General features: G+C 74.3%; 9 protein-coding genes. 6 read left to right on the top strand and 3 right to left on the bottom strand.

Features of this window, described 5'->3' with window-relative positions:
* Positions 1-8: 8 nt before the first annotated feature.
* The 4 genes from dnaE (at position 9) to GC722_RS14935 (ending at position 5,594) form a co-directional block, all read left to right on the top strand.
* On the top strand, positions 9-2,972 hold the full coding sequence (dnaE, locus tag GC722_RS14950) for a DNA polymerase III subunit alpha (protein WP_197430188.1): 2,964 nt from the start codon (positions 9-11) through the stop codon (positions 2,970-2,972).
* 66 nt (positions 2,973-3,038) lie between these two features.
* Entirely contained in the window at positions 3,039-3,755 is a 717-nt protein-coding gene (locus GC722_RS14945) for a methyltransferase domain-containing protein (RefSeq protein ID WP_156611470.1), read from the top strand.
* Positions 3,756-3,824: 69 nt separating this feature from the next.
* Positions 3,825-5,039 (top strand): DNA polymerase IV, encoded by a 1,215-nt coding sequence (gene dinB, locus GC722_RS14940; protein ID WP_331714901.1) that lies wholly within the window; start codon positions 3,825-3,827, stop codon positions 5,037-5,039.
* 153 nt (positions 5,040-5,192) lie between these two features.
* Positions 5,193-5,594 carry a DUF3040 domain-containing protein gene (locus GC722_RS14935; RefSeq protein WP_156611468.1) on the top strand — a complete coding sequence of 134 codons (402 nt, stop codon included), beginning with the start codon at positions 5,193-5,195 and terminating at the stop codon, positions 5,592-5,594.
* 174 nt (positions 5,595-5,768) lie between these two features.
* Here the strand turns inward: GC722_RS14935 and GC722_RS14930 are convergent, their stop codons facing one another.
* The 3 genes from GC722_RS14930 to GC722_RS14920 are packed head-to-tail and all read right to left on the bottom strand — an operon-like array spanning position 5,769 to position 10,323.
* The gene (locus GC722_RS14930; protein WP_156611466.1) at positions 5,769-8,063 is read right to left on the bottom strand and encodes a transglutaminase family protein; all 2,295 of its coding nucleotides are present in this window, start codon (positions 8,061-8,063) and stop codon (positions 5,769-5,771) included.
* Positions 8,063-9,328 (bottom strand): DUF58 domain-containing protein, encoded by a 1,266-nt coding sequence (locus GC722_RS14925; protein ID WP_156611464.1) that lies wholly within the window; start codon positions 9,326-9,328, stop codon positions 8,063-8,065. Before GC722_RS14925 ends, GC722_RS14930 begins: the two co-directional genes overlap by 1 nt.
* 11 nt (positions 9,329-9,339) lie before the next feature.
* Entirely contained in the window at positions 9,340-10,323 is a 984-nt protein-coding gene (locus tag GC722_RS14920; RefSeq protein ID WP_331714900.1) for an AAA family ATPase, read from the bottom strand.
* Between the two features lie 284 nt (positions 10,324-10,607).
* Between GC722_RS14920 and mraZ the strand changes: the two genes are divergently transcribed.
* Complete coding sequence (gene mraZ, locus GC722_RS14915; RefSeq protein WP_331714899.1) at positions 10,608-11,036, top strand: division/cell wall cluster transcriptional repressor MraZ; 429 nt, start codon at positions 10,608-10,610, stop codon at positions 11,034-11,036.
* A 193-nt stretch (positions 11,037-11,229) separates the two neighbouring features.
* Positions 11,230-11,887 (top strand): 16S rRNA (cytosine(1402)-N(4))-methyltransferase RsmH (gene rsmH, locus GC722_RS14910; RefSeq protein WP_231747951.1); only part of this gene is annotated, 658 nt, incomplete at its 3' end.

Raw genomic sequence — 11,887 nt, 5'->3', positions numbered from 1 at the left:
TGCTCGAGGTGGCCGAGGAGGTCGCGGCCCGGGCCGGCCGCGGTCCCGACGGCGGCCGCCGGCTGGTGGCCCAGACCCGCCAGCTCGCCATCCGCTGCCGGCTGGACCCGCGCGACGACCTCGGGCTGGGCTCGGTCCACCTGCCCGAGCTCGACGTGCTCGCCACCGCGGCGGGCACGAGCGCCTCGCGGGCGCTGCGGGAGCGCTGCGAGGCCGGTGTGGCCCGACGCTACGGCACCGCCGACGAGCGGGTGCGTCGCAGGCTGGAGGAGGAGCTGGCCACCATCGACCAGATGGGCTACGCCTCCTACTTCCTGACCGTGGCCGACGTGGTCGACATGGTCCGCGAGATGGGGGTGCGGTGCGCGGCCCGGGGGTCGGGCGCCGGGAGCCTGGTCAACTACCTGCTCGGGGTCTCCGGGGTCGACCCGCTGCGCTACGGGCTGGTGATGGAGCGCTTCCTGTCCCCGCTGCGCCAGGCCCTGCCCGACATCGACCTCGACGTCGAGTCCGCCCGCCGGCTCGACATCTACCGCCGGATCCTGGCCACCTTCGGCTCGGAGCGGGTGGCCTGCGTGGCCATGATGGACACCTACCGGGTGCGGCACGCCGTCCGCGACGTGGGGGCCGCGCTGAGCCTGCCGCCGGCGGAGGTGGACGCCATCGCCAAGGCCTTCCCCCACATCCGCGCCCGCGACGCCCGGGCCGCGCTGCGCGACCTGCCCGAGCTGCGCTCGGCCGGGCTGGGGGAGCGCCGGCTGCAGGTGCTGTTCTCCCTCGTGGAGTCCCTCGACGGGCTGCCCCGCCACGTCGCCCTGCACCCCTGCGGGGTCCTGCTCAGCGACGCCACCCTGCTCGACCGGACCCCGGTGGAGGCGAGCGCGGAGGGCTTCCCGATGAGCCAGTTCGACAAGGACGACGTCGAGGACATGGGCTTCCTCAAGCTCGACGTGCTGGGGATCCGGATGCAGTCGGCGATGGCCCACGCGGTCAGCGAGGTCGCCCGGACCGAGGACGTCGAGGTCGACGTCGACGCCCTGGAGCCCTTCGACGACCGCGCCACCTACGAGCTGATCTCGCGCGCGGCGACGCTGGGCTGCTTCCAGATCGAGTCCCCCGGGCAGCGCGAGCTGGTGGCCAAGTTCGGCCCGAGCACCTTCAACGACATCATCATCGACATCTCGCTGTTCCGGCCCGGGCCGGTGAAGAGCGACATGGTGACCCCCTTCCTGGAGGCCCGCCAGGGCTGGCGCGAGCCGACCTACCTGCACCCCGACCTCGAGCCGCACCTGGCCGAGACGTGCGGCGTGGTGGTCTTCCACGAGCAGGTGATCCAGGTCATCTCCACCATGACCGGCTGCTCGCTGGCCGAGGGCGACGAGAAGCGCCGGGCCCTGGGGGACCGGGAGAGCCAGCCGGAGACGCGGGCCTGGTTCGAGCGCAGCGCCCGGGCCAGGGGCTACCCGGAGCCGGTGATCGCCCGCACCTGGGAGGTGCTGGCCGCCTTCGCCTCGTTCGGCTTCTGCAAGGCCCACGCCGCGGCGTTCGCGCTGCCCACCTACCAGTCGGCGTGGCTGAAGACGCACTGGCCGGCCCACTTCCTGGCCGGGGTGCTGACCCACGACCCGGGGATGTACCCCAAGCGGCTGATCCTGGAGGAGGCCCGCCGGCTCGGGGTGGCGGTGCTCGGGCTGGACGTCAACGCCAGCCGCGACGTCTACCGGGTCGAGCGGATGAGCCGGCTGGACGAGCCGCCGCCGTCGGTGCTGGGCCAGCCGTCCCGGCTGGCGCCCGGCGACGGGCTGCCCGACGGCCGGGCCTGGGGGATCCGGATCTCGCTGGCCGACGTGTCCGGGATCTCCGAGGCCGAGGTGGCCTCGATCATCGCCGGACAGCCCTACTCCTCGGTCTCCGACTTCTGGTTCCGGGCCCGGGTCAGCCAGCCGGTGGCCGAGCGGCTGGTGCTGGCCGGCGGGTTCGACTCGCTGTACGGCATCGGCTCCGGGGTCCCGGTCCGCCGCCGGCAGCGGGTCACCCGGCGCGACCTGCTGCTGGCCGTGGCCGACCTGCAGCGTGACACCGCCGCGGACGCCCGCGCCCGCAGCCGGGCCCGCGGGCTGCGGCCGACGACGCGGCCCGACCCGGTGGCCGAGGAGCAGGCGGTGCAGCTGCCGCTGGACTTCACCGACCCCGACGAGCCCGAGCCGACCGCCCCGGCCGCGCTGGTCCCCTCCGGGCTGCCGGAGATGTCGGACGGCGAGCGGGTGCGGGCCGAGCTGAGCGTGCTCGGGCTGGACGTCTCCCGGCACGTGATCGAGTTCTACCGCCCGATGCTGCGCGCGCTGGGGGTGTGCGAGTCCGCCGACCTGCTGGGCGCCCGGAACCGGAGCGAGCTGCTGGTGGCCGGGGTGAAGGTGGCCACCCAGACCCCGCCGGTCCGCTCCGGGCGGCGGGTGGTCTTCCTCACCCTGGACGACGCCACCGGCCCCTCCGACGTGACCTTCTTCGAGGACGCCCAGGGACCCTACGCCGGCACCGTGTTCTCCTCCTGGCTGCTGGTGGTGCGCGGCGTGCTGCGCCGCACCGGGCCCCGCGGGGTCTCGTTGCGGGCCACCGGCTGCTGGGACCTGCAGCAGCTGCACCAGGTCTGGCAGGAGGCCCTGCTCGCCGACCCCGACCCGCAGCGGGCCGCCGACGCCGTCCGGGCGGTGGTCGCGGAGTCCCCCGACCTGACCCGCACCGCCTGGCAGCAGCCGGCGGGACCGGCCGAGGACGACCCCGGCCGCCCGGACGGTCCCGACCCGGACGGCCCGGGCCGCACCCGGGCCGGCGGGATGGGGCAGCGGCGGGTGCTGGTGCACGCGAGCGGCTTCCGCCAGTCGCCCTACGCCGACATCAAGCCGGCGGGCGAGGAGGCGAGCACGCAGCTGCGCAAGCTGTGGCACACCAGCCCCGGGAGCTCGGGCCGATGAGGTGGGCGTGCGGCGGGCTAGGGTGGTGCCCACTCGGTCCCGAGCCGACCACGTCGAGGAGGTCAGATGCCGGACACCCGGCGCAGTCGGTCCGTGGCGCAGACCTTCGTCACCGACCTGCTGGACGGTCAGCTGGAGCAGTGGCTGACCGAGGACGGTCGTGCCGGTGCGAGCGTGGTGGACATCGGCGGCGGCACCGGTGGGCTGGCGGTCCCGCTGGCCGCCCGGGGGCACATGATCACCGTGGTCGACCCCAGCCCGGACGCCCTGGCCGCCCTGCAGCGACGGGCGGCCGAGGCCGACCTGACCGACTACATCACCGGGATCCAGGGCGACACCTCCGACCTGGTCGACCTCTTCGGCCCCGGCTCGGTGGACGTGGTGCTGTGCCACCGGGTGCTGGAGTACCTCCCCGACCCCGGGCAGGCGCTGACCGACATCGCCGCGGTGCTCTCCTCCCAGGGCGCGCTCAGCCTGCTCGTTGCGCAGCGCCACCCGGTGGTCCTCAGCCAGGCGGTGTCCGGTGACTTCGCCCTGGCCCGCCGGACCTGGGCCGACGAGCGCCTGCTGGACCGGGCCCGGGTCGTCGACCTGCTCACCGGTGCCGGCTGGGTGGTGCAGGCGGTGCACGGGATCGGGGCGGTCTCCGAGCACGTGCCCGAGCGCCACCTGGAGGGCCCGGACCGCTTCACCGAGCTGCTCGCCCTCGAGCACGAGATCAGCCAGGACCCGACCTTCGCCTCGCTGGCGCCCTGGGTGCACGTCTTCGCCACCCGCGGCTGACCCGTCCCGCCGGCAGGCGGACGTCCTCGCCCGTCGGGCACGACCCGCTCCGCCCGCCGGAGGTGCGCGGTGAGGACCGTGCTGCACGTCGACATGGACGCCTTCTACGCCTCGGTCGAGCTGCGTCGCCGTCCGGACCTGGTGGGGCGGCCGGTGGTCGTCGGCGGCTCCACCCGGGGGGTGGTGCTCTCGGCCACCTACGAGGCCCGCGAGCACGGGGTGCGCTCCGGCATGCCGATGACCCAGGCCCGGCGGCTGTGCCCGACCGCCGAGGTGCTCCCGCCGGACATGGACACCTACGCCGCGGTCTCGAAGTCGGTGATGGCGGTGTTCGACCAGTTCACCCCGGTGGTCGAGGCCGCCTCGATCGACGAGGCCTTCCTCGACGTCACCGGGTCGCTGCGGCTGTTCGGCAGCGCGGTCCAGATCGGGGAGACGCTGCGGGCGGTGGTGGCCGACGAGCAGCAGATCACCTGCTCGGTGGGGATCGGGCCCAACAAGTTCGTGGCCAAGCTGGCCTCGCGGGCGGCCAAGCCCGACGGCCTGCTGGAGGTGCCGGCCGACGCGGTGGTGGAGTTCCTGCACCCGCTGCCGGTCGAGCGGCTGTGGGGGGTGGGGGAGGCCACCGCGGAGAAGCTGCACCGGCTCGGCCTGACCACCGTCGGCGACCTGGCGCACACCCCCGAGCCGACCCTGCAGCGCGCCTTCGGCCCGCACGCCGGGGCCCACCTGGCCCGGCTGGCCTGGGGCCGCGACGAACGGGTGGTGGTGGGCCGGGCCCCCGAGCGCAGCGTCGGCAGCGAGCAGACCTTCGCCCGCGACATCGACGACCCGGTGCTGGTCCGCCGCGAGCTGCTGCGGATGGCCGACCGCACCGCGGGCCGGCTGCGCCGGGCCCGGCTGCTGGGTCGCACCGTCACGGTGTCGATCCGCTTCGCCGACTTCACCTCGCTGACCCGCTCGGCCACCGTCCCCAGCCCGACCGACGTGACCGAGGAGATCTACGCCCAGGCGGTGGCGATCTACACCCGGCTGGGGCTGCAGCGGGCCCGGATCCGGCGGGTCGGCGTCCGGGTGGAGAACGTGGTGGAGCGCTCCGAGGCCTACCGGCAGCCCGAGCTGACCGAGCCCGAGCACGGCTGGCGGGAGGCCGAGCAGGCCATCGACGCCGCCACCCTGAGGTTCGGCCCGCACGCGGTGCAGCGGGCGGTGCTGACCCGTCGCGGGCGCTCCCGGGAGGTCGCCACCGAGCGCTCCGACGACCGCGAGACCACCGCCGGGTAGCCGTCGCGGGCGGCGGCTAGCACACCCCGGTCCACGCCGGGCGCAATGACACCCGCCCCCCAGTTTTCTTGCGGCCCACGGACGCCTAGACTGGCCTCCCGACCCGCCGCAGGGTCGCTGGGGACACTCCCCGAACAGGTCCGGAGGTGACGGATGGCCCTCTCCGAGGAAGAGCGACGGCTCCTCGCGCAGATGGAGGCCGCGCTCGCGGCGGAAGACCCCAAGCTGGCCAACGCGTTGCGGGGCACCCGCAGCACGGGGGTGCACCGACGTCGCGCCGCGCTGGCCGGGGTCGGGTTCTTCGCCGGCATCGCGCTGCTGCTCGCCGGGCTGCAGACCCACTGGACGGTCAGCGTCCTCGGCTTCGTGCTGATGTTCGTCTCGGTGGCCGTGGCGGTCACCGCCTGGCGACCCACCGGCCCGGGGGCCACCCCCAGCACCCAGCGTCGCGACCCCACCCGGACCCCGGGCGGCCCGGGGGGCGGCCAGGGCGGCGCCGGCTTCATGGACAAGATGGAGGAGCGCTGGCGGCGACGTCAGGACGAGGGCTTCTGAGCCCCGGCTGACACCGGCCCGGCGCGACGGACGCACCGGCGCCCAGCCCACCCAGATCGGCACGACGCCCCCGGGACCACCAGGTCCCGGGGGCGTCGTCGTGTCCAGCTGCCCGGCTCCCGGGCGAGGTGGAGAACCGGTGCGATGCCAGCGGGCGCCGGCCCGTGCACCGCCTCAGCGGTGCCGGCCGGGCAGCCGCTCCCACACCCGGAACCGTTCCCACACCCGGAACCGCTCGGGCAGCCGGGGCGCCGGACCGGTGAACAGCGACCTGGGCCAGACCAGCGCCAGCAGCTTGCTGTCCCAGGTCAGGTGCCGGGTCATCCCGTCCAGCACCTCCCGGGCCAGCCCGGTGACGTTGGCGTGGCTGTCCAGGCTGCGGGCGTAGCGCGAGCGCTCCACCAGCTGCGCGACGGCCGTCAGCGCGCGGGCGGGACCGGGCTCGAGGCCGCTGGCCACCGTCTGCCCGATGGTCCGCGGCGAGCCCTCCGGCCACGGCCGGCCGAGGTCGACCGAGGTGTCGCGCAGCTCGGCCCAGGCGCGTTCCACCCGGTCGTGCATCTCCCCGCTCAGGTCGAGCCGCACCCGGCGCCGGCGCAGCCGCACCAGCGCGGGCACCGCCATCAGCGCCAGCACGCCGGCGAAGATGCCCACCCCGGCTCCCAGCCGGCCCCAGGGGATCGTGCTGCCCTCGGCCGCCGGGGCGCTGGAGGACTCGCTCGGGGTGGGGGAGGGGGTGTCCACGGTCGGCACCGACTCCGAGGGCACGGGCTCCGAGCTCGGGTCGGCCCCCTCGTCGGTGGAGGTGCCGCCAGGGTCGGTGCCCTCGATCGTCCACGGCGGGGCGTTGCCGGTGACCAGCGACGGGGTCGGCTCGAAGCGGACCCACCCCTCGCCCTCGAAGTAGAGCTCGGGCCAGGCGTGCATGTCGCGCACGCCGACCTCCCAGCCGGCGCCGGTGCGGCTGCCGGGCAGGAAGCCCACCGCGACCCGGCTGGGGATGCCCACCACCCGGGCCATCACCGCCATCGCGCCGGCGAACTGCTCGCAGTAGCCGCGACGGTCGCGGACCAGGAAGTCGGCCAGCTGCTCGTAGGTCGTGCCCTGGGCCTGGTCGGTGGAGTAGGTGAACTCGCTCGAGCGCAGGAAGGCCTGGATCGCCGCCGCCTTGAGGGCCGGGGTGTCGGCGTCGCCGGTCACCTCGAGGGTGAGGTCGATGATCTCCGGCGGCAGGTCGGGCGGCAGCGCGGCGGTCAGGTTCGCGTCCACCGGCATGCCGGCCTCCGCGGCGGAGAGCCGGGCGCCGTCGGGCTCGATGTCGACGCTGCGCACCGTGTAGGTGAGGTTTCGGGTGGCCTCGCCGCGGTTGTCCCCGGTGCCCAGCACCATCAGCGACACGTCGTCGTGGGCCCACTCCCCGGGTGCCTCGAAGGAGCGCGGGGCGTAGGGCAGCGGCAGGTACTCCGAGCGGAAGTCCCCCACCTGGATGGTGGTGGTGCGCTCCCGCGCCGGGTCGGTGGTCAGCCCGGGCGGCGGCGGCAGCGTCGACCCCGGCTGCAGCGAGATCCCCGAGCTCTGCCAGCCGGCCTCGTTGAACACCGGCAGGCTGGCCATCCGCAGGTAGCTGCCGCTCGGCGCGTCGCTCTGGTAGGTCAGCACCGTGTAGTCCTCGGGCTGGGTGAGGTTGCGCTTGAGGTCCAGCGTCGGGTCGGTCATCTGCAGCGGTCCGTCGGCGCCGCGACCGGCCCCGACGCCCCAGCCGGGCTGGCCGGGCAGCGGCAGCGCGGCCCCGAGCAGGACGCTGGCCACCAGCACCGGGACCGTCACCATGGCCGCGGCCCGGGCCGCGTAGCCCAGGTGGGTGCCCTGGTCCGACTGCGGGTGGTCCGGGCTGCCGACCGCGCGCGGCCAGCGGTCGGCGGCGGTCAGGCCCTCGTTGAGCAGCACCACCGCGTACCCCACGGCCAGCAGCACGAACGGCCACCAGCTCAGGTCCTCGGCCAGGCCGAGCGCCGGGACGAGGTAGAGGGTGAGCGGAGGGGCGATGGCCCAGGCGGGTCGCTCGATGCCCTCGACCAGCACGTCGGTCAGCACGGCCACCACGCCCACCGCGGTGACCAGCAGCAGCTTCACCCCGGGGTGGGGCGGCATGGGCGCGGCCTGGGTGCGCATGTGCTCGGCGGCGGAGGAGTAGAGGCCGCCGATCTGGCCGAGCAGGTTCGACTCCGCCCCGCCGAGGGACAGCGCGATGCCCAGCACGAAGACCACCAGCACCGCGCTCTGCACCCCCAGCACGACGCCGTTGCCGAGCCCGAGCCGGCGCACCACGGCCCCCACCAGGGCGATGGCGAAGGTCACCACCAGGGCCAGCGGGATGTAGCTGGTGTCGGAGGTCAGCGGCAGCAGGGTCAGGCTGGCCAGCGTGACGGCCACCAGCACCGCCACCGCGCTGCGGTTCGAGGCGCGCATCAGACGAGCTCTCCCATCCGCTCGAGGTCGGACCAGGCGCGGTCCACGGTCGTGTCCTTGTCGGCCACCACGACCCGCCAGCGGTGCTCGCGCAGCAGCTGGACGGCCGCGGCGTGCTCCTCGCGGGCCTCGGCCCCGGCCCGCTCGGACCGGGAGGCGAAGGAGTCGGCGTCCACCACCAGCGCCAGCCCGGCGGCCCGGTTGTGCCGGGTCCGCTCCAGCTGCTCGACCTCGGCCCGGGTGAGCCGGCCGAGCACGGCCACCACCAGCTGGCTGCCCGAGCTGTCCAGGGCGGCGGCGATCATCGGCCGCAGCGTGGGCTCGGAGGTGGTGGTGATGTCGGTGAGCTTGTGCACCACGTTGTGGCGGGTGGTGACCCGCATCGCGGTCGAGTCGCCGGTGGTGAGCGGCCCGCGGGTCTCCAGCAGGGTCAGCTCGTAGCCGTCGGTGAGGAAGTGCAGCGACAGCGAGGCGGCGGCCGAGACCGCCCACTCGAAGGAGGAGTCCTTGCCGTGCCCGCCGTGGACGCTCCTGCGCGAGTCCAGCATCACGGTGACGCTCGGGTCGAAGGCCTGCTCCTCGCGGCGCACCATCAGCTCGTTGCGGCGGGCGGTGGAGCGCCAGTGCACCCGGCGGACGTCGTCGCCCTGCCGGTACTCCCGGACCAGCACGTCGTCCTGGCCGACCACGCCGAGGCGCAACGGCCGGGACTCGCCGGTGCTGCCGCCGCCGCCGGCGTTGCGCATCTCGTCCAGGGGCACGATCCGCGGCGTCACCATCACCTCGGAGGTGGCGTGGAACTGCCGGTCCAGCTGGGCCAGACCGAAGGGGTCGCTGCTGCGCACCATCAGCGGGCCGGTGGTGTAGCGCCCGCGGGTGGTGCCGGTCATCGGGTAGGTGAACTCCCGGCGCCAGTGCGAGGCCAGCGTCTGCACCGTGAAGCGGGGGCGGACCCCGAGGTGGCGCGGGACGTAGTCCTCGAAGCGCAGGATGCCGTAGGGGATGGGCCCGGTCTTCTCCAGCACCAGGCGGCCCATCATCGACTCACCGATCACCACCTGGTTGGGGACCACGCCGCGCTCGCAGGACAGCCGCAGCCGCGTGCGCGCCACCAGCAGCGCGGCCACCAGCGGCAGCAGCACCAGCAGCAGCCCCAGCCAGACCAGGTCCCGCTGGCCGAGCAGCGCGGCGAGGGCGCCCAGCAGGGCACCCACCACCACGAAGACCCGACCCCGGAAGGTCAGCAGTCGCCAGGGATTCCGCATGGTCGTCCGGTTCAGGGTCGGTCCGGGATCGGGACCGCGCGCACGGCGGCGGCGATGATCTCGTCGGTGGAGCGGCGGGCCAGCTGGGCCTCGGTGGAGGGCAGCACCCGGTGGGCCAGCACCGGGCCGGCCAGGGTCGCGACGTCGTCGGGGGTGACGTAGTCGCGGCGGGCCAGCGCCGCGTGGGCCCGGGCCGCGCGCAGCAGCTGCAGCGTCGCGCGGGGGGAGGCACCCAGCCGCAGGTCGCGGGAGGCGCGGGTGGCGTTGACCACCTGCACCACGTACTCCTTGACGGCCGGCGCCACGTAGACGTCCTTCACCGCCTGCACCAGCCCGCGGACGGTGGCCGCGTCGGTGACGGCGGTGAGCCGCGACAGCGGGTCGGAGGTGCCGTGGTGCTCGAGCATGTCGAGCTCGGCGTGGGCGGTCGGGTAGCCCATCTGGATCCGGGCCATGAAGCGGTCGCGCTGGGCCTCGGGCAGCGGGTAGGTGCCCTCCATCTCGATGGGGTTCTGGGTGGCCACCACCATGAAGGGGGCCTCCAGCAGGTAGGTGGTGCCGTCGACGGAGATCTGGCGCTCCTCCATGGACTCCAGCAGCGCCGACTGGGTCTTGGGGGAGGCGCGGTTGATCTCGTCGCCGACCACGATGTTGGCGAAGATGCCACCGGGCTTGAACTCGAACTCGCGGCTCTGCTGGTTGAACACCGACACCCCCGTGATGTCGGAGGGCAGCAGGTCGGGGGTGAACTGGATCCGTCGCACCGAGCAGTCGATGGAGCGCCCCAGCGCCTTGGCCAGCATCGTCTTGCCCACGCCGGGCACGTCCTCCACCAGCAGGTGGCCCTCGGCCAGCAGCACGATCAGGGCCAGGTCGATGCTGTCCCGCTTGCCCTCGATGACCGTCTCGATCGCCGTGCGGACCCGACCGATGACGTCCAGCACGTCGTCGAGGGTCTTCGCCGGCGCCGGCTGGCTGTCGTAGTCGAGGCTCACTCTTCCTCCGTCTGGCGGTGCGTCGCCGCAGCGTCGTGCGTGGCGTTGGTCTGATCCGGGCGCACCCGGTGCGAGGACCGCGTCCGGGCCCAGTCGCCAACTCTACGTGGTCGCTCCGAACCCCCTGCGGGATCGCCCGTTCTGCCTGCCCGGCAGCCCGATCCGGCTGTGGTGCGACGCGCCCTCGCGAGGGGTGCGAGGTGTCGTCAAGTGGAGCGAAGTGGAGTACAGTGGCGGAAAGTGGAGCGAAACGGTTCCCGCGTGGAGCGAGGAGGTGGATCCAGGTGTTCCTGGGCACCCACACCCCCAAGCTCGACGAGAAGGGCCGTTTCTTTCTGCCGGCGAAGTTCCGCGAGGAGCTGGCCGACGGGCTGGTCATCACCAGGACGCAGGACCGCGCCCTGGCGATCTACCCGATGGCCACGTTCGTCCAGATGACGTCGGAGATCGCCTCCGCACCGACCAGCGTCAAGCAGGTCCGCGACTACCAGCGCATGCTGGCGGCCGGGGCATCGGACGAGACGCCGGACAAGCAGGGCCGCGTCACCATCCCGCCCCACCTGCGCAGCTACGCGGGGCTGGAGAAGGACGTGGTCGTGATCGGGGCGATCAACCGGGTCGAGGTCTGGGACGCGGCGACCTGGCAGGAGTACTCCGCGGCGCAGGAGTCGGCCTTCGCCGGCATGGACGAGGAGGTCTTCCCCGGTCTGTGACCGGTGGGGACGCAGGAGGGCCCGGGACCGTGTGACGCGGTTTCAGGCCGAGGGGCTGACGCCGGCTGGCGCACCTTCCCCGGTGCCAGGCGGTCTTCCCACAGCACCCTCGGACTGAAACCACGGCACACGGCCGTCGGGAGCAGGGTCGAGCGAGAGGGGTGACGTGGAGCACCAGCAGCACGTGCCGGTCATGCTCGACCGGATCGTCGAGCTGCTGACCCCGGCGCTCTCCACCCCCGGCGCGGTCTGCCTCGACGGCACGCTCGGGCTGGCCGGCCACACCGAGGCGCTGCTGCGGGCCTGCCCCGACCTGCACGTGGTCGGCATCGACCGCGACCCGATGGCGCTGGCCCGGGCCGAGGAGCGGCTGGGCCCGCTGGCCGGCCGCGTCACCTTCGTCCGCGCCGTCTACGACGAGCTCCCCGAGGTGCTGCAGCGGCTGGGACGCCCGCGGGTGCAGGGGGTGCTGCTCGACCTGGGGCTGTCCTCGCTGCAGATCGACCGGACCGAGCGCGGCTTCGCCTACGCCGTCGACGCCCCGCTGGACATGCGGATGGACGGCACGCAGCAGCTGACCGCCGCCGACGTGGTCAACACCTACGAGGTCCGTGACCTGGCCCGGGTGCTGCGGGTCTACGGCGAGGAGCGCTTCGCCGACCGGATCGCCCGCCGGATCGTGGCCGAGCGCGCGGTCGAGCCCTTCACCACCTCCGCCCGGCTGGTGCGGACGCTGAGCGAGGCCATCCCCGCCGCCGCACGCCGCACCGGGGGCCACCCGGCCAAGCGGACCTTCCAGGCCCTGCGGATCGAGGTCAACCGCGAGCTGGCCGCCCTCGACGCCGTGCTCC

Origin of the sequence: Auraticoccus cholistanensis (assembly GCF_009742705.1) — a bacterium.
GTDB classification, from domain to species: domain Bacteria; phylum Actinomycetota; class Actinomycetes; order Propionibacteriales; family Propionibacteriaceae; genus Auraticoccus; species Auraticoccus cholistanensis.
Note: the sequence above shows the minus strand (reverse complement) of the source record. Positions and strands in the feature narration are given on the sequence as shown.

Bases quoted from the DNA above. Each gene is read 5' to 3' on its own strand.
- GC722_RS14945 (WP_156611470.1), top strand. From the start codon at position 3,039: ATGCCGGACACCCGGCGCAGTCGGTCCGTGGCGCAGACCTTCGTCACC.
- GC722_RS14930 (WP_156611466.1), bottom strand. From the start codon at position 8,063: ATGCGCGCCTCGAACCGCAGCGCGGTGGCGGTGCTGGTGGCCGTCACG.
- GC722_RS14935 (WP_156611468.1), top strand. From the start codon at position 5,193: ATGGCCCTCTCCGAGGAAGAGCGACGGCTCCTCGCGCAGATGGAGGCC.
- GC722_RS14925 (WP_156611464.1), bottom strand. From the start codon at position 9,328: ATGCGGAATCCCTGGCGACTGCTGACCTTCCGGGGTCGGGTCTTCGTG.